The following is a 17293-nucleotide window of genomic DNA, read 5'->3' as shown; positions in this document are numbered from 1 at the left end:
GTTCCGCAGTAGGAGGACCCGCGCGCTTCCATTGAAGCGCGCGGGGCTGTCTTCCAGCGAGCCCACAGAATTGGAACATCATGAGCGCCCCATCCTCAGTGCCACGATCGGATGCTGCCATCCAGTTTGGTGCACGTCTCCGGGACGCCCGTCAGAGCGCCAAGCTTTCCTTGCGTGAACTCGCCCGCCGGGTGGACGTATCGGCGAGCCTCGTCTCGCAAGTTGAGCTAGGCCGCACCTCCCCGTCCGTCGGAACGCTGTATGCACTCGTTTCAGAGCTGGGGCTGTCCCTTGACGCGGTGATGCAGGAAAGTACTCCTCAGGGCGCGCCATCCCAGGGTGCCAGCCTTCGGGTAGTAGAGGAGTCGCCGCCCGGCACGAAGGAGGAATCTTCTCGGGTACCCGAAGATCTCGTGCCGACCACCGTTCTGGATCCAAGGGGCAACGACCTCCCTGGGCTCCTGGCAGCTAAAGACCGCCCAAAGCTACACGTCGACGGGGTCCTCTGGGAACGCCTGACCGTGGAAAATGACCCCAACGTTGAACTTCTCAGGGTCACTTACCGAAGCGGTACAGAGTCATGTCCACCCGAGAACCTGATGCGGCACGGAGGCCACGAGTACTTCCATATTCTTCAGGGACGTCTCCAAGTGCAGGCTGGCCCCTCCGCAGGAACCCTCTGCGCGGGCGACAGCATCAACTTTGTCTCCTCCACCCCTCACAGGCTCAGCAATCCGTTCCACGAAGACTGCGTCGCGATTTGGGTAGTTGTTGGCCGACGAAATTACGTCGAGGACGCTCCCATCTCACCGGTTGCTTAGATCGAGGAACCGGGAAAAACGTTGTCATCACCTGCCTATGGCCGGCAGGCCAGGTTTGATCTGCAGAATACGAAACGGAGTCCTCATTGAATTCCTCGACAAATCATCGCGGCCCGGAGGCCATCAGAGAAGCACAGCACGGTGGTTCTCCCGTCCACTTGTCGGAACTGAGACCGGGAGACACCGTGAACCTGTACTGCCCACCGCTATTTCATCGCGGAGTCGTTGACATGGTGTCCGCCGATGGTGCGTTCCTGTGGATGCTACTCAGCGACGGCACGGGACGCAGATTATTCACCAATGCTGAAGTTCATAAAACACACATGGACTTGTCGAAGCTCGCCGGACAAACCAGAGTCTCACGTTGATGCAATGAACCTGTTTCGGGCCGGGGCGTCCACGAAGTCGATCCGGGCGAAACCATACAACTCACACAGGGCTCTCGGGCCACACTGATAGGGGAACGCGTTGGAACCGATAATCGTAGGACTTCTTGGCATCACCCACCCGCACGCCTCAGCACGGGTCCGCGCTCTTCGTGCCATTGATAGTGTCGAGGTCGTCGCCGCCGCGGATGATGATCCCCGGCTGAAGTACTTCACCGGTAAGTACGATGTGGAGCCCCGCGACATTGATTCAGTGCTTAACGACGACCGCATAAACGCCGTTATGGTCCACTCCAAGAGTAAGGACATGGTCAGCCACGCCGTAAGAGCCCTGGCTGCCGGCAAGTCGGTCATCGTCGAGAAACCCGGCGGCGGAACCGCAGAGGACCTCCAGCTGTTGGCTAAAGCCGAGGCAGATGCCGCGGCAGGACTCGTCATCCAGGTTGGATACAACGTGCGCTTGGCGGAATCTGTCCGTCGCGCGAAAGCACTCATCGACGGTGGCCTCATCGGTGACGTAGTGACCGTATCGGCACGCGGTGCCGCGCTTTCCGGTGAGCACCTAACAGCACATCTGAATCAGCCTGCTGACATGGGAGGTGGGCTGTGGATCATCGGCTGTCACATGCTCGATACCCTCCTGCACATATTCGGAGCCCCCGACTCCGTCAACGCACGTGTCCATAAATCCGCCCGCCTTTCAGATAAGACGAGCCGCGAAGACTCAGCCGCCGCCCTCCTGAACTACGCGGACATGTCCATGACTTTCAACTTCGACAACCACGATCGCCTTGAGTGGTTCGAAAGCTCCCGCATTTCCATCTACGGCACTGCCGGAATGATCGAAATCGGCATCTTGCCTCAGAAACTTCGCGTGTACGTCGATGAAGACCGGGCAGGTTGGAGCGCCGGGTGGACTGAATGGACGCAGAGCCATTTCACGCCCCCGTTCGCCCGCACGGAAAGGAACACGTTCTCCGAATTGCCGGAGCTGGAGAACATCAGCAATTTCCACACGGAAATGCGCGGATGGGTGGACAGCATCCGCACAGGAGCACCCGTTGTGTCTCCTGTCGCCGACGCCCTCACCGTCGCGCGAATCGTTGATGCCTGCTACCGATCCGAGAATGAACAGGGAGCTTCAGTTGCAGTCATACAAGCGTGAGCGGGGCTGAGAGATCTACGTCTGCTCGGGACTGCCGAGTCCGACTACTTGTTGGCCAACGGAGTTGAGCTTTCGGCCGCCCGGACTCCGGACCGTGTCAACGAATCTACGGTTGACCGCACCAGTTGGGGGTAGCTTCATTAAGCAAGGTTCTCCCGTCTTACGACGACTCGGATTGAATGCCGATAGCTGACGTTTCTTCTTGGGGCTGGCCGCAAGGGCTGGTCATGTCCTTCGTTGCCGCTTCGTCCATGTGCTTGATGAAGGAGGTGCTCCGACTGTGTCGAGTAGTTCATCGTGTTGGCGGGTTGAGTGCCGTCGCAGTTTGGTTTGTTCTGCCGACCGGCGGGAGTCATGTCTTAGAGGTCGGGGCCTTATCCAAATCGGAGGCTTCGCGCGGACGGAGAGGTCCCATCCAGGATGCAATCTGCAGGGGTGGCGGCAGTGCCGATTTCCCGGCCGGGGCTATGACTGCGCAGGTAAGCGCCGGGTCGTAGTTTTCGGTGTTCGATCGAGAAAAAGTAGGTGAGGACAAAGTTCACACTTTCCGCCCCGGATTAGCCCGTACAGCCGCCGCACAGCCCCGGATTCCGCGGGTTTCCGCCACTTCCCAGTGTCTGTAAGGCCCCGAATCCCGTTCGGGTCCCACCTCGGGCAGAGCAGACCCCCTCTATGGAGGGGGTCTGCTCTGCCTTTACGCGTTGACAGCTGTTACCACGAATCTTTGATGTGGGGCTCCGTCCTGTGCCTCGCCGTCGGTTGGCATGTTCAGTTGTGGGGGAGCGGGGTCAGGGTCGTAGCTGGTTGGCCTTCCGCTTGCTCTGTATGGGACTTATGAGTCTCCTGTTTTTCGCTCGGTAGGTCGTGGTTGGCGTACACGTCTCAATGCGTAAAAGCGTTGAGTACAACATGAGTGCGAGATTCTCGTAAAAGTGATTCTCGTTGAGGTCTGGAGTTCGGCTCGCTCCCGGAGTGATCGGGCCGTGGCGCTCTGGGTCAATTCCGTCTTCAAGTCGTCATACGTGCAAGACTCGTTTGTGTGCTACCAGTTGGGCGTTCGCCTCCGCACTATCTCGAAGGAAATAATGACTACTGTCATGATTCGCCGGCGGGGCACGGTATGGACCGCCCTCCTCGCCGTGGTCGTCTACATCGCCATCGCCGCTGGCCTGGGCAACTTCTTCAGCGGCTTGGCTGGTGAAGACCAGCCCATCGCAGAGTTCGCGTTGGGCCACCTCGGGGCACTGCCTATCGCCATCGTCCTCCTCTTGCTTTACGTCCGCTGGACCGGCAACGATCCCGGCCTCTGGTGAGAACCCGCCACACCCACCCTCACCCCGCGACGCTGGTGGCTGATCAGCATCCCGGTCCTCGCGATCTTGATACCGATCACGAATCTCTTCGACGTTCCCTGGTCTGAACGCTCCTTTGGCCTCATCGCTCTGATTACCCTAGGGACTCTCATGGTTGGATTCGGTGAAGAGCTCGTGATGCGTGGCATCCTGCTAAACGCCGTCCGTGCCCGCCACGGCGAACTCGCCGTACTGTTCATCACGAGCATTGTGTTCGGTCTCGCCCACGCACCCGTTTTCGTGTTAGAGGGCATCCCACCCTTAGTTATTGTGTTCCAGGTCGTCGCCCTAGCCGCAGCAGGGGCGACCTACTACTGGATACGGCGTGTAACCGGCAGCCTATGGATCGGCATCCTCGTGCACGCTTTCACCGACTGGGTGCTTTACCTCGGCGCCGCGTCCGAAACACCCAGCGCCTCCATGCCCGTCGACCACACGACGAACATCAACGTGCCTTTCGCGGCCACCGTGCAGATACTGCTTTGGATTGCCTTGACCATCGTCCTCATCAGCGTGATCAGGGAAACACGCCGGAACAAGCAGCAAATGACGGTGGCGTCAGGCGCCGCCCTTTGAGCGACCGTGCTTCTACCCAAGCAGAAGGCTTCGCTTAAAGGGGTGTGCCACTCTTCTGCGCGGGAGCCCGAATCGAAAATGCCGAACAATCCGCCCAGGTTCTACGATCGCCCTGCTGATCAGTACCGTCCGCGAAGACCCGCGTCACCGTCGCAACCGTAAAAGCGCCGCTAGCGAACGGCGCACAATCACTTGAAACCATTATGAAGTACTCACAAGATAGGAAGGACGAAAGTAGAGGGAACTGATGCGCAGCACTCATTCTGGAACAACGATGCCTGTCCTCGAACTGGCACTCGACGCCGGCGAGAGAGTCATTGCCGAAGGTGGTGACGTTGCTTGGTTGACTCCGGGCTTTGGGATGGACACCTCGTCCGCCCATGGTGGTGCTGGCGGTTTCATGGGAGGGCTGAAACGGGCGCTCGGAGGTGGGCAGTTGTTCCTCACCGAGTACACAGCTCCAGCCGCCGGCGGAAGAATCACGTTCGCGGCGAGTCTTCCCGGCACCATCCGCGAGCTGACCATTGACCCGGCGGTCAGCTTCATGGTGCAGTCCGGCTCTTACATGGTGAGCACTGGTGGGGTGGATGTTTCGGTCGGCTTCCAAAGGCGACTTGGGGCGGGTATCTTCGGCGGTGCGGGGGTCGTTTTCCAGGCGCTTTCAGGGTCGGGGACCGCTTGGATTCAACTTGCGGGGGAGCTCAGTGAAATTGAGCTTGCCGCGGGGGAATCCCTTCTGATCCATCCGGGCCATCTCGCCATGTATAAGGCCGGCATGGAACTGGAATTCGCAACAGTGAAGGGCGTGAAAAACAAAGTTTTCGGTGACTCGTTGTTTCTTGCCCAGATGCACGGCCCCGGTACGATCTGGTTGCAGTCCATGACCCCGGCAGCCTTGGCCGCCGCGATCCAGCCGTACCTGCCCCGGCAACAAAGCACCACACGGGACTGACTCCTCGCCTGGAGTGCTCCAGTCACCGGTAACCACTTACACTGCCGTGAATGTACGGGTGACGCGTGGGTACTCTGAGGAGTCGGAGCAGAGTAGAAGGTCAGCCCTGAGGCCGGGAGCCAGTTGCCCGCGGTCCACAAGGCCCGCGGCGGCAGCGGGCGCAGCGGTGATCATGGCGATGGTTGCGGGCAAGGTTGCATGCCCCAGTCTGGCCAGTTCGAAGGCCGCAGGAAGCAGGCTGGACGGCAGGTAGTCGGAGGCCAGAACGTGCAGGACTCCGTGCTGGGCCAACTCTGCGGCGGAAACATTTCCCGAGTGAGATCCGCCCAGCAGGATATTTGGCGCTCCTGCCACGTTGGCGAGGCCGCGTCCGGCCGCATGCCGGGCTGCTTGGAGTGTAGTGGGGAACTCGGCGATGGAGGCGTGCCGTGCGATGAGGTCATCGATTTCTTCCGGAGAAGTGGGGTCGTGTCCCATGAGCGTGATGGACCTGTTTGCGGCCAGGCTGCTCAGCCACGCCAGGGTTTGCTCCCTGAGGTGTAGCTGACCGTCCCGCTCGGCTACCAGTTGGTCAACATGGTGCCTGGCGCCGGCCGGTGTCATCTGTTGGGCTTCCTGGAGCCAGCGCTCCATGACTGAACGGTCCTTGTACTGGCCCTGCCCGGGTGTGTGGTCCTCGTAGGACACCAATGGGGTTACAGTGTGGCCGGCGAGCTGTTCGCGAAAGAACTCAAGGCCGCCGGGGCACCGTACGTCCAGGCGATGCAGGACCCGGTGGTCGATCCTCGGCTCGGGATGGGCCTGTAGAGCCACGTGTATTTCCGGTGCCCGCGGAGATTTGATGGGAATGCCTACCGCTGACTTGAGCTGAAAGGAAATCGCGTGGAAGGCGGTGGTGACCCCGGCTGCGAGCAGGTTGCTTTCGGCGGCGTGGAGGGCCAACGCAACAGGGACGACGGCCCCTGGCCTGGGGCGGTATTCCCTGGCAAGGGCATCGCTGTGCACGTCCACAAGCCCGGGAAGGCCCAGCTGTCCCCGACCATCGACGTCGGCGTGTGTTCCGTTGCGGTGCGGTCTGATGTCTTCAATAACGCCGCCGGATACGCTGATCAGCTGGTCCTCGAGGATGCCTGCGGGTGTGACGGCGCGGACATGGCCCAAGGTGTAACTGTTCAGCATTGGCCGAGCTCGGTCACGACGTCAAAGACGTCCGGCCTGAGGTAACTCTCCACGTATTCCAGCTTTTTCCCGGACTCCGAGCAGGAGATCAAGCCCCGCAGCAGTATTTGTGGCGGCCTTCCTCTGAGTCCCAGCGTCTCGGAAATGTCGATGGGCGGGGATGAGAGGCGGCTTTGGCTCCATTGGCGGTGCGGGGAGTAGCCGTAGTGCCGGCGAAGGATGCCGTCCAGTGATCCATCGACGGAAAGGACGGCGGCCAGGCGGGGGACAGCAGCAGAGGGAAGCGCGGAGGTGGCCGTGCTGACGGGCAAGTCGTCGATATAGCGAACCCGCTCCAGGATGGTGACTTTAGCGCCGGCCTCCAGGTCCAGGATGTCGCGTTCCTCGGGCGTCGCCTGCCGTATCACGGGCTTGGAGTTGATGGTCCGGGGGTCTGCGCCCGCGGCCCGGACTGTCTGGGTGAAGGACGGGGCGAGGTCGCGGCTGATCCGGTACTCAAAGCGCTGGGTGCGGAACGTGCCGCTTCCCTTCACTTTGCGAATAAGCCATCGTCGCTCCAACTCATCCAGGGCGGCGCGGATAGTCTGCCTGTTGACGCCGAAGAAGTCCCCGAGATCGTGTTCCGACGGGAGGGCCCGATTGGCTGGAACATCAGAATATTGCTCCATGATCTGTTGGGACAACTTTAGGTATATGGGCTCTGACTGCATGGGGCAAGCCTACTCTGTTTGAACGAACAATTCCCCGAAAAAGAGGGGATTAATGCCTGATGAACAAACGGCAAACGGTCCGAAATCTGTCTATACAGATTAATTTTTAAGGGCATGCTGGATGTAGCTGCACTGCGCATGGCCAGACCGCGCGGACCTATCGCAGAACCAACATTCAGGAGTACTAACAATGATCAAACTCGTGTGCCTCGACATGGCCGGAACAACCGTTCAGGACGGTGGCCTCGTCAAGGAATCCTTTATCACCGCCGTCACGGAAATGGGCCTCGCAGCCGGTTCTCCGGGAGCTCGCGATGCCGTGCAGTACGCCCTGGACACGATGGGACAGAGCAAGATCGACGTCTTCATGGAGATCTTCGACGGCGATCCGGTAGCCGCCGGGGAAGCCAACGGCAGGTTCGAAGCAGCCTATGAGCGCAACATTGCCTCCACAGGAGTTGCCGCGATTTCCGGTGCTGCCCACACCATCAGCAGCCTGAGGCAGGCAGGATTGAAAGTCGTCCTGACCACCGGTTTCTCACCCACCACGCGGGATCGCCTGATGACCTCCTTGGGCTGGGAAGGCCTGGTGGAGGACGCGCTTTCACCTGCAGACGCCGGCAGGGGACGTCCTGCGCCGGACATGATCCTGACAGCGATGCTTCGCTTCGGGATCGATGACGTCCGAGAGATCGCCGTAGCCGGCGATACAACCAGCGATCTGCTGGCAGGAACGCGCTCCGGAGCGTCAGTGGTTGCCGGCGTTCTTACCGGTGCCCACACCAGGGAAGACCTCCAGACTGCACCACACACCCACATCCTCGAATCCGTGACCGACCTGCCCGGCGTCCTGCTCCCGTAGCGCCCCACCATTCAACACCCCCACCCCCAGAACAGGTAACCCCATGAATCTCAAAGCCTTTACCGCCTCAGCCCTTGGCTTGGCGAGCGTCGTTCTCCTCTCCGGATGCGCCTCGACCAGCCAGCCCGCACAATCCAACGGGTTTCCCTCCGAGATCGTCATCGGCGCGATCCCGAATGAGAACTCCACGGACCTCACAGGGACATACGAGCCGTTGATCAAAATGATCGAGGCCGAAACGGGCGCCAAGGTAAAGCTCCAGCAGGCCAGCGACTATGCCGGAATTGTGGAAGGAATGATCGCAGACCGCGTGGACATTGCCTTCCTTGGACCGTTCTCCTATGTGATTGCCACAGCCAACAAGGCGGACATTCAGCCACTAGGGGCACTGACCAAAGCAAAGGGCACGCCTGCCGGTTACTACTCCCTGGGAATCACCCAGGGCGGGAACGATGCTGTGACCACGATCGAAGACTTTGCAGGGAAGGACACCTGCTTTGTTGATCCGGGCTCCACCTCGGGCTTCTTGTACCCGTCGGCCGGCCTGATCAGTTCAGGCGTGGCCTCCAGCGGCAAGGAAGCTGACATCAGCAAAGCGCTCAAACCGATCTACGCAGGCAGCCACGATGCTTCAGCATTGTCGGTCAAGAGCGGGCAGTGCGAAGTTGGCTTTGCCATGCAATCAATGGTGGAAGACACCCTTCCCGGCAAGGGGGAACTGCAATCCGGCGAACTCAAATCAGTGTGGAAGTCCGAGATGATTCCTGGCTCTGTCTTTGCCGTTCGCAACAAGCTCGGTGATGACACCGTTGCCAAACTGACAGCCCTCTTCACGGAGAAGGCCAACGCCGAGTACTTCGAATCCCAGGGCTACTGCACCGGGAAGGGCTGCTTGATCACAGGCGAACACGCCTGGGGTGTGGTGAAGGCAGGCGACGCCGATTACGACGGGATCCGCACGGTATGCCTCACTACCAAATCCGAAAAGTGTGAGCCGTGACCATGACGGAAGCCGCAGCAACCACGGGCACGGGAGTTCATCCGGAACCTGCCATTCTCGTTCGGGAACTCCGCAAGGACTTCGGGCCGGTTACAGCGCTTCAGGGAATCAACCTGGAAATAGCCCCGGGTGAACTCACGGTTCTGCTGGGTCTCTCCGGCTCAGGAAAGTCCACGCTCCTCCGGTGCCTGAATGGGCTGAACCCCATCACAGGCGGTAAAGCTACGGTCCTTGGGCAACCGGTCCACGGCATGACCAGTGGAGAGATGCGCAAGCTCCGCTCCAGAATCGGTTTCATCTTCCAGCACTTCAACCTGGTTGGCAGGTTGACGTGCCTGGAGAATGTTCTGATCGGAGCATCCGGACGAATAACCGGGCCACGGTATGGCATCCTCAGTTATTCCCGTGCCCAGCGTAGGGAAGCACTGGCTCATCTTTCACGGGTGGGTTTGGAGCAGCATGCTTTTCAAAGGGCCGACTCTCTCTCCGGCGGGCAGCAGCAGCGTGTAGCCATTGCCCGGGCCCTTATGCAAAAACCCGAGCTGATCCTGGCCGATGAGCCGGTTGCCTCGCTGGATCCCGAAAACGCCGCCAACGTCATGGACCTGCTGTTCCGCATTTGCCGTGAGAACCGGATTACAGTCCTTTGCACGCTGCATCAGGTGGACCTGGCCATGCAGTGGGCGAACAGGATCGTGGGCCTGCGGAACGGCGAAAAGGTCCTCGACTCCAGTACTGACTCCCTGTCCCGCGACGACGTCCTGAACGTCTACCGGCAACTCCAACCGGAGGCAGCCGCGGACGGAAATACTGCATGAAGACCGCCACGAAACCGGGAGCCGAACCAGCAAGTTCCACAGGCAACCATGCCCCGGCAATAACCAATGATGCACTTCGTCCGCCTTTCAGCAGGGAAAGGTTTGTCCTCTGCAGCGGGTTTGCGGCAATTGCGGGTCTGACCGTACTCAGCGCCCGTCAGATCGACTTTGATCTTCGCGCGCTTGGCGGAGGATTCGACGACGTCGCCAACCTTCTGGAGCGCATGCTTCCCCCGGAGCTGGACGATCCTCCGCGTGTTGGAGAGCTCCTGGTGGAAACGTTGATGATGGCACTCCTGGGGACCGTGCTCGCCACGTTGATTTCCGTTCCGTTGGCCTTCCTTGCGGCATCGAACACCACTCCGCACCCGGCAGTGCACCACGCGGCGCGCATGGTCATCACCATGTGCCGGGCCATACCGGACCTGGTGTTTGCCGTGTTGTTTGTGCGGGCACTGGGAATCGGTGTACTGCCCGGCATCCTGGCCCTTGGCCTGCACTCGGTGGGCATGATGGCCAAGCTGTTCGCGGATGCGATTGAGCAGATCGATGAAGGGCCAAGGGAAGCAGTACGGGCCACGGGCGCCGGCCGGCTCACAGAGCTGGTTAGTGCAGTGCTGCCCCAGGTCACGCCGGCGTGGATCGGCACGTTCATTTACAGGGTGGACATCAACCTCCGGACCTCCGTGGTACTTGGCTTCGTGGGTGCGGGAGGCATCGGCTTCGCCCTGCAGGACGCTCTTCGTGGACTCATGTACCAGAGCGCCATGGGAATCATTCTGGTTATTCTGCTCATCATCGCCGCCATGGAGTACCTTGCCGTTGGCTTGCGTCGGACCCTCTTGGACCCGGCGTCCGACGGTGCCGCAGTGCCCGCGGTTCCCGGTCCTTCCGTTCGACCACCCTGGACCAAGGGGCGCACGATTCGTGGCCTCTGCGCAGCGGCGACCGTTGCCGCCGTCGTGCTATCCGTCATCCATCTGGACATTGACCCCCTGGCACCGGTCAAGCAGTTCGGAGACCTGGTTTCTGTGTTTGGACGTCTGCTCCCACCATCGGTGGAAGGCCTCCAGGATGAGTTGCTCAAAGCAGTGGGCGAGACGCTGGCCATTGGCCTCGTGGCCACCACGGCGGGAGCAGCGCTGGCCGTCCCCGTGGGGATACTGGCTGCCCGGAATGTGTCCCCATCCGAGTACATTTACCACTCAGCAAGGGTCTTCATCCTGGCCGTGCGAGCCATCCCCGAACTCATTCTGGCCGTGATCTTTGTGGCGGCCATCGGGCTTGGACCCATGGCCGGTGCCATGGCCCTGGGCGTTGGCACCATCGGGTTCCTCGGCAAGCTTGTGGCCGACTCGGTGGAAGAAATCCCCGGCGGACCCCTCGAAGCCGTCCGTGCCACCGGTGGCGGTTGGTGGAACGTACTGTTCTCAGCCGTGCTCCCGCAAGCCTTGCCGCAGCTCACAGGCCACTGGCTATACATGCTGGACGTGAATATCCGCACGTCAACGGTGCTGGGGATTGTTGGAGCCGGCGGCATCGGCTTCCTCCTCATGGAATCCGTCCGCACGCTCAACTTCGACGTCGCCGGAAGCGTCATCCTGATCATCTTCATCATTGTCTTTGCGATCGAAAGGCTCTCTGCATGGATACGCAGACTCTTCCGCTGACAGCCTCCGTCCAGGCCTGGACCGGCGGCAGCCATTTCCAAAATCTCGCCGTGAACCTGCCTGCGCTGGCCCCGGGGGAGGCACTGGCCGCAGTGGACCTCGCCACTGTTTGCGGTTCCGATATCCACACCATTTCCGGTCGCCGCCCCGGACCGCACCCGGGCATTCTGGGCCACGAAGCTGTTGGCAGGATCCTCAGCCTCGGCGATGGCGGGGCCCGGGACTTCCATGGCAGGGAACTCCAGCCGGGCGATCGGGTTATTTGGAGCGTCACCGTCTCCTGCGGACAGTGCGCCCGATGCCGTGCTGGTGTCACCGCCAAATGCGTTGAGCTGCTCAAGACCGGCCACGAACCTTTGGACGGTCCATGGGGTTTGTCCGGGGGCTACGCCTCCCATATTCATCTTCGCCGGGGAATCACCATGGTTTCTGTCCCGGACTTGGTAACCGATGCCGCCGCTGCACCGGTCGCCTGCGCTACGGCCACCGTGATGGCCGTCATGGAAGCTGCTGGTCCCCTCGCCCGGAAACGGGTCCTTGTCAGCGGCGCAGGCATGCTGGGAATCGTCGCTTGCGCGGTAGCCACACACCGGGGCGCCTCAGCCGTCCACGTCCGTGACATCAATACGGAACGGCTCGCACTCGCCCGGGAGTTCGGCGCCACCGATGCCACGGCGCCCGGTAACGACCCCAGCGGCTTCAGTGTGGACATCGCAGTGGACCTGTCCGGTGCCGCTCAGGCTGTGGAATCAGCCTTTGAAGCCTTGGACATCGCGGGGCGCATGGTCCTGGCCGGCTCAGTCTCTCCCGGACCGGCTGTGGCTCTGGACCCCGAACGGATGGTCCGGTCCCTGCTGACCGTCACCGGCGTCCACAACTACGAACCCAGGCACCTTCAAGAGGCCATGGATTTCGTCAAGGAAACCCGGGACATCTATCACTGGGACGCGCTGGTAGAGGAACCCCGTCCGCTCTCAGAGCTGCAGTTCCTGATGCAGCCGCCCAGCGGGCGATCACTCAGGAAATCCGTAACCCCACTTCAAGAACAACGAGGAGAACATCATGACCACCCATAAATCATTAGGGCGACGCGGCTTCCTTGGCGGAGGCCTGGCCACGGCCGGATTGACGATCGCTGCCACCGTCCCGGCCCATGCCGCCGAGGGCCAGGGCACGCCGATCCGGGCAGCAGTGCTGGAGTTCAACGATCCCTGGACCAAAGCAACCGGTTTGGGTGAGTTGTTGCGCCGGGCCGGAGCTACAGTGGTACCTCTGGATCCGGCCCTTCCCGCCACGGCGCAAGGCGTTGACCTCATTGCCTTCGGCACCTTCACCAACAATGCCCCCACCTACCTTAATTACGTTGCTGCCCAGTCGGCATCCCTGCGGGACTTCGCCTCAGGCGGGGGAGTGGTGCTGGATATGGCCCAGTCAGACCAGTACTCGCAGAAAGCGTCGTACCTGCCTGCGCCAATGAGCGCCACACGGGCAGATCCCGATCATGACGCCATTTACGCGATGGCCCCCGAGCACCCGCTCGTTTCCGTCCTGCGAACGGGCATAGACGGACGTGTACTGAGTGATCGGGCTTCGACGATCCGGGTCAGCTGGGAGACGCTGGTTGATTGGGAGTCCATGCGGGTGCTGCTCTCCTGCGCTCCCGGCGGCAACCCCAAGCCTCCGGCACTATTGGAGGGTGCACATGGAAAGGGAAGGTTCCTGGTCACCAGCCTGACAATCGACAAGTGCTTCAACGCCGCCGGTACCGCCGTCCAGCCGGCCGCCGCCATCGCCGACAGTGAAGCCTTCTTCGCAGCAGTGGCCAAATATGTGGCTGCCGTCAAGGCGGGAACAGCTCCGGCGGTGGTGCCGACGCCGAAGCCCAAGGAACCGGCCGCCGGACCTATGGTGGGACACACCACGGATCGGACCACGCGCATCTGGTTGCGTCCGGGACGGGACCACCACTCTATTCCGCGGTGGGAGTGCACCGTCCGGAACAATAAGGGCAAAGAGGATCGCGTGCAGGCCACGCTAACCAGCGCAAACGATCACAGCCTCATCTTCGAAGTGGACAAGCTGCACCCCGAAACGCGGTACACCTTCTCGATCATCCCCGTCACGGGCGATCCGGAATTCATCCCATTGATCGGTGCCTTCACCACCGCACCCCTGGACAACTCCAAGGCTAAGGTCGTCATGGGCGTTGGTTCCTGTGCTCCATCGAGCTCGGATGCCGTCTGGGACCGTATCCTCGCTGAGGGATGTGACAGTTTCGTTTTCATGGGAGACACCCCGTACATCGACTCCGTGGACCTGCAGTTCGCCCGCCAACGACACCGCGAGTTCCTCCAAGTTCCCGAGCTGGCGCGGCTGATCCGCTCCGTTCCGACCTGGGGCACGTGGGATGATCACGACTTTGCCTTCAATGCGAGCCTTGGAGACGTGAAGGGCAAGGTAAGTACCCGCACGGCTTTCGTTGACTACCGTGCCAACGCAAGCTACGGGCACACGGCCGCCGGCGAGCAGCAGACCAGGCGCGACGCCGGCGAAGGCGTTTACACGTCCTTCCGGCGCGGCCCCGTCGAAGTGTTCCTCCTGGATCCCCGCTGGTTCAGTCGCACCGAGGCAAGCTGGGCCGACACCGGACAGCCGACGTGTCTGGGTGCCACGCAATGGGAATGGTTCCAAAAGGGACTGCGCTCCAGCAACGCGACGTTCAAGCTGGTGGTCAGCGGCATGATCTGGGATGACAAGCAGAACTCGGAATCGGACGACTGGGGGACGTTCCCGCACGAACGCGAGGCGATGTTCGACTTCATCAAGGACGAAGAGATTCCCGGCGTCGTCCTGCTCAGCGGCGATATTCATGTATCCCGTGCACTGAATTATGGTCCTCGAGTGGGATACGACCTTTGGCAATGGATCGTCAGCCCGCTTCACGACCGCACCATCGCGAGCCTCAACGTTCCACACCCTGCCCTGGTTCACAGCGCGGTGGAACCCAACGTCTTCGCCCGGATCGAGGCAGACACCACCGTGAAGCCAGCAACCCTGAAGGCAACGTGGATCAACCGCGCGGGCGAACGGATTTTCGAGGTCGCCACTACATCCACGGAACTCGGGCACCGCCACTAGGCAATGGTCCCGGTTACCGCTCGCACGGCAATCACCCGAACATGGCACGACGTCGGCACTCACCTTAAGCGCCGACGTCGCGCCTTGCTCGTCCAAGTTCCCCAGTTCGCTTTACCTACGCTCCTCGCCAAACCGATCAGCGAGCCCGTGAGAAGCATGATGGCCAGCACGGAGGCCTGGTAACTGCTGTAGTTAATGCCGAAGAATCGGAGCTACCCGCATCCACCAACTCCGTTTACTGCACGTAGATCCTGTGCCGATCGCCAAGCGTGACGGTAGTACTGGGCGTGTGCCAACTCGGCGGCTGCATCCTCATCAATGATGATCCTGGCCTGCGGATGCTGTTGAATGACCGAGCCTGGCATGGCCGAGGACACCGGTCCTTCCAGTGCGGCGGCAACAGCTGGTGCCTCAGAGGAACCGAAGGCCAGGAGGACCAACTGTTTGGCCCTCAGAATGGTGCCAGTGGAACCTGTGGCCAGGCCCAGGACGGTGACGGGGTTTGCCATGATCTGCTGCGCGAAGATCCCCGCGGCCAGGATTTCAGTCAGAGGGAGGGAAATCCATCATTCGAACAAATTCAGACATGTGGGCCTTTTTTGGACAAATAGATGGATTCCCACCCCGGACTTATCCGTGGACTGTCATCCGGATCAAGTTGCGCCCACGAATTCCGTAGAAGCGGTTGCCATCAACGGCCACGCGTGGGTTGCCGTACCAGTCAGCGGCGAGGTCCTTGACAAGCACTTCAGGCTGGATGCCGTGCTTGTTCAGGCGGAAGAAGGTCGAGGCAGACACCCCGTACGCTTTGTCGCCTCGGACCGTGAGTGTTCCCCAATCAGGGAGTAGGTCTGGCCGGACGACAGACTCGATAAGCCGTTTACCCGGTATATCAATGAGGTGGATGCCGCCGCTGTGGCCGAGCGCGATAAGGCGATCATCCAGCACGGCCAGTCCGGACACTGCTTTCGGCGCGGGATTCAGGGAGATGCGCCAAGATTCTTGCTGAGTTTCGAGGTCCCACGCCATCACCTGGCCTCCTGCGGCGCCTTCTCCACCGAGGAAGAGAGTGTTTCCGCTTTGGGCGATGCTGCGTACCTGCTGACGGTCCCCGAAAGGATTGAGGAATTGCGCCTCAACCAGGCCGGACACCGGGTTGAAGACGGTGAGCGCACCCTGGACATCTGCGTCCGAACCGCTTCCTATGTAGATCCGCTGCCGCTCGGCGTCCCAGAGAACGTCGTGTGGCCGATTCTGCTGGTTCGGCAGGACAGCCAATTGCCTGAGGAACTTCTCATCGGTGCCGGGGTCGAAAGTCATGACACCCCAGCCGCTGTACTGGCCCGTGAAGATCTTCTCTTCAAGGACAATCATGTCCTTGGCCTCACCGGGGGCGAACAACCGCTGCGTGGTGCCTTCGGCGAGGTTTCGCCTGGAGATCGCGTTCGTGCCGCCGACGTAGACGACTCCTCCTCCTGTCGCAACCGACATTGCCAATTGTGTGCCCAGTGGTGCACCAAGTTCGACGAGATCGTGGATGGCGGTTTCATCTGTCAAAGGATCGACCTCGGCGATGAATCCGTACGCTGAGACAATGCCAATCCTGTCGCCGCCGGGCCAGATTCCCCAAAAGGTGTCAATGTCCGCGTTGGGACTGATGACTCTGAAGGTCCCGGTGGTGCGGTCCATGGAGAGGATGCCCTTGTTGCCGCCGAAGTAGAGCACTCCCGGGCCGCCCGACCAGAGGCGTCCGAGGCTCTGTGGGGCGCGAATCACCCTATAGGATGCCGGGTTGGCGGGATCCATGAGCACGGCCAGATTGCCGTTTGCGAAGACGAGCGAACCTTCATGCAGCAGGAGGTCACGTGGTTCAGCCCATCGAGCGGCCTCGGGAGGAAGGATTGACTGAGCCACTCCGGTGGCCCGATCCACGGCATACAGTCCGGCCACCGTGGCCCCCGTGGTTGGATGTACTCCGCGTAGCCCATAGAACACAGTGGTCTCATTGGCAGCTATGGATCGGCCGTACTGGGCGGTGACATCCGGCGTCGCAAGCACGCTGACCCGGCGTTCGTCCGGCCTGTACTCGTAGACCTTCGGATCAGGCTCACGACCGGTAAAGAACACCACACCATCGGGGGAGACGGTCATGGCAAACGGGATGAGGCCCTGAATTTCTTCGAGCGATTCGAGGGCCGGTCCTCCCTGGGCTTCAAGGTCGATGCGGAACAACCGTGAGACTGGAGCTACATTGTCACCGAAGTTGATGCGGACACAGCCGTACAGGTAGCGGCCGTCCGGCGTCGCGGCCAGGGCTTGGGTGGATTCGCCATAGACATCAGTAATGCTCGTGATTGTGCCTGTGGGCATATGGAATCCCACAACCTGCATCGGTTCGACGTTCCGGCTCGACATATAGATAGTGTCGCCGACAGCTGTGGTGGCAAACATCGTGAAGGTCTGAACGCCCGGGCCGAGATCTTGAACCTCGACAAGCGGGCTAGAGGCCGCGTGAGCCAAGGTGCCGGAGCTGAGGGCGATTGTTCCTAAAGTGACCAAACCTGCTTGGAGGGCGTGACGGCGGGACAGCGGGGGCTGATTGAACACTGGTACTCCTTGTTGTGATGTAGTTCGGTCATTGAAGGGAAGCGGGGGGGGGGGGGG

The 17293-nt window shown here is 61.0% G+C and carries 15 protein-coding genes; 11 read left to right on the top strand and 4 right to left on the bottom strand.

Features of this window, described 5'->3' with window-relative positions; all coding sequences use genetic code 11:
• The first annotated feature begins 80 nt into the window (after positions 1–80).
• The 5 genes from ACLRGI_RS07930 to ACLRGI_RS07910 all read left to right on the top strand — a co-directional run bounded on the left by ACLRGI_RS07930 (position 81) and on the right by ACLRGI_RS07910 (position 5252).
• A complete protein-coding gene (locus ACLRGI_RS07930; RefSeq protein WP_419201124.1) occupies positions 81–821 on the top strand; it encodes a helix-turn-helix domain-containing protein in 741 nt (246 codons plus the stop codon).
• Positions 822–1289: 468 nt separating this feature from the next.
• Complete coding sequence (locus ACLRGI_RS07925; protein ID WP_419201123.1) at positions 1290–2372, top strand: Gfo/Idh/MocA family protein; 1083 nt, start codon at positions 1290–1292, stop codon at positions 2370–2372.
• A 1085-nt stretch (positions 2373–3457) separates the two neighbouring features.
• Positions 3458–3685 carry a hypothetical protein gene (locus ACLRGI_RS07920; RefSeq protein WP_419201122.1) on the top strand — a complete coding sequence of 76 codons (228 nt, stop codon included), beginning with the start codon at positions 3458–3460 and terminating at the stop codon, positions 3683–3685.
• A 66-nt stretch (positions 3686–3751) separates the two neighbouring features.
• A complete protein-coding gene (locus ACLRGI_RS07915) occupies positions 3752–4300 on the top strand; it encodes a CPBP family intramembrane glutamic endopeptidase (protein ID WP_419201121.1) in 549 nt (182 codons plus the stop codon).
• Between the two features lie 274 nt (positions 4301–4574).
• A complete protein-coding gene (locus ACLRGI_RS07910; protein WP_419201120.1) occupies positions 4575–5252 on the top strand; it encodes an AIM24 family protein in 678 nt (225 codons plus the stop codon).
• A gap of 36 nt (positions 5253–5288) precedes the next feature.
• Here the strand turns inward: ACLRGI_RS07910 and ACLRGI_RS07905 are convergent, their stop codons facing one another.
• Positions 5289–6431: an alpha-D-ribose 1-methylphosphonate 5-triphosphate diphosphatase gene (locus ACLRGI_RS07905; protein ID WP_419201119.1), complete on the bottom strand. Its 1143-nt coding sequence runs from the start codon at positions 6429–6431 to the stop codon at positions 5289–5291.
• Positions 6425–7141 carry a GntR family transcriptional regulator gene (locus ACLRGI_RS07900; protein ID WP_419201118.1) on the bottom strand — a complete coding sequence of 239 codons (717 nt, stop codon included), beginning with the start codon at positions 7139–7141 and terminating at the stop codon, positions 6425–6427. Before ACLRGI_RS07900 ends, ACLRGI_RS07905 begins: the two co-directional genes overlap by 7 nt.
• A gap of 190 nt (positions 7142–7331) precedes the next feature.
• On the opposite strand from ACLRGI_RS07900, the gene ACLRGI_RS07895 reads away from it, so the two are divergent.
• From ACLRGI_RS07895 to ACLRGI_RS07870, 6 genes are read left to right on the top strand one after another with little or no spacing between them, the layout of a single operon-like run.
• Positions 7332–8003: a phosphonatase-like hydrolase gene (locus tag ACLRGI_RS07895; RefSeq protein ID WP_419201117.1), complete on the top strand. Its 672-nt coding sequence runs from the start codon at positions 7332–7334 to the stop codon at positions 8001–8003.
• A gap of 43 nt (positions 8004–8046) precedes the next feature.
• Complete coding sequence (locus tag ACLRGI_RS07890) at positions 8047–9003, top strand: phosphate/phosphite/phosphonate ABC transporter substrate-binding protein (RefSeq protein ID WP_419201116.1); 957 nt, start codon at positions 8047–8049, stop codon at positions 9001–9003.
• A 2-nt stretch (positions 9004–9005) separates the two neighbouring features.
• Positions 9006–9821, top strand: a complete 816-nt coding sequence (gene phnC, locus ACLRGI_RS07885; RefSeq protein ID WP_419201152.1) for a phosphonate ABC transporter ATP-binding protein — start codon at positions 9006–9008, stop codon at positions 9819–9821.
• The gene (gene phnE / locus ACLRGI_RS07880; RefSeq protein WP_419201115.1) at positions 9818–11491 is read left to right on the top strand and encodes a phosphonate ABC transporter, permease protein PhnE; all 1674 of its coding nucleotides are present in this window, start codon (positions 9818–9820) and stop codon (positions 11489–11491) included. Before phnC ends, phnE begins: the two co-directional genes overlap by 4 nt.
• Positions 11467–12567 carry a zinc-binding dehydrogenase gene (locus tag ACLRGI_RS07875; protein WP_419201114.1) on the top strand — a complete coding sequence of 367 codons (1101 nt, stop codon included), beginning with the start codon at positions 11467–11469 and terminating at the stop codon, positions 12565–12567. The genes phnE and ACLRGI_RS07875 overlap by 25 nt, the downstream gene beginning before the upstream one ends.
• A complete protein-coding gene (locus tag ACLRGI_RS07870) occupies positions 12554–14629 on the top strand; it encodes an alkaline phosphatase D family protein (protein WP_419201113.1) in 2076 nt (691 codons plus the stop codon). Before ACLRGI_RS07875 ends, ACLRGI_RS07870 begins: the two co-directional genes overlap by 14 nt.
• A 212-nt stretch (positions 14630–14841) precedes the next feature.
• Here ACLRGI_RS07870 and ACLRGI_RS07865 read toward each other — a convergent pair whose 3' ends face one another.
• Together ACLRGI_RS07865 and ACLRGI_RS07860 are read right to left on the bottom strand one after the other, a co-directional pair.
• Positions 14842–15138 (bottom strand): sugar phosphate isomerase family, encoded by a 297-nt coding sequence (locus tag ACLRGI_RS07865; protein ID WP_419201112.1) that lies wholly within the window; start codon positions 15136–15138, stop codon positions 14842–14844.
• A 121-nt stretch (positions 15139–15259) separates the two neighbouring features.
• On the bottom strand, positions 15260–17236 hold the full coding sequence (locus ACLRGI_RS07860) for an NHL repeat-containing protein (RefSeq protein WP_419201111.1): 1977 nt from the start codon (positions 17234–17236) through the stop codon (positions 15260–15262).
• Between the last annotated feature and the right edge of the window lie 57 nt (positions 17237–17293).

Source organism: Paenarthrobacter sp. PPS72 (assembly GCF_048537125.1).
GTDB lineage: Bacteria > Actinomycetota > Actinomycetes > Actinomycetales > Micrococcaceae > Arthrobacter > Arthrobacter nitroguajacolicus_E.
Note: the sequence above shows the minus strand (reverse complement) of the source record. Positions and strands in the feature narration are given on the sequence as shown.

Coding starts and splice junctions, on each gene's coding strand:
- ACLRGI_RS07875 (WP_419201114.1), top strand. CDS start 11,467: ATGGATACGCAGACTCTTCCGCTGACAGCCTCCGTCCAGGCCTGGACC.
- ACLRGI_RS07920 (WP_419201122.1), top strand. CDS start 3,458: ATGACTACTGTCATGATTCGCCGGCGGGGCACGGTATGGACCGCCCTC.
- ACLRGI_RS07930 (WP_419201124.1), top strand. CDS start 81: ATGAGCGCCCCATCCTCAGTGCCACGATCGGATGCTGCCATCCAGTTT.
- ACLRGI_RS07905 (WP_419201119.1), bottom strand. CDS start 6,431: ATGCTGAACAGTTACACCTTGGGCCATGTCCGCGCCGTCACACCCGCA.
- ACLRGI_RS07890 (WP_419201116.1), top strand. CDS start 8,047: ATGAATCTCAAAGCCTTTACCGCCTCAGCCCTTGGCTTGGCGAGCGTC.
- ACLRGI_RS07910 (WP_419201120.1), top strand. CDS start 4,575: ATGCCTGTCCTCGAACTGGCACTCGACGCCGGCGAGAGAGTCATTGCC.
- ACLRGI_RS07900 (WP_419201118.1), bottom strand. CDS start 7,141: ATGCAGTCAGAGCCCATATACCTAAAGTTGTCCCAACAGATCATGGAG.
- phnE (WP_419201115.1), top strand. CDS start 9,818: ATGAAGACCGCCACGAAACCGGGAGCCGAACCAGCAAGTTCCACAGGC.
- ACLRGI_RS07865 (WP_419201112.1), bottom strand. CDS start 15,138: ATGGCAAACCCCGTCACCGTCCTGGGCCTGGCCACAGGTTCCACTGGC.
- ACLRGI_RS07895 (WP_419201117.1), top strand. CDS start 7,332: ATGATCAAACTCGTGTGCCTCGACATGGCCGGAACAACCGTTCAGGAC.
- phnC (WP_419201152.1), top strand. CDS start 9,006: ATGACGGAAGCCGCAGCAACCACGGGCACGGGAGTTCATCCGGAACCT.
- ACLRGI_RS07870 (WP_419201113.1), top strand. CDS start 12,554: ATGACCACCCATAAATCATTAGGGCGACGCGGCTTCCTTGGCGGAGGC.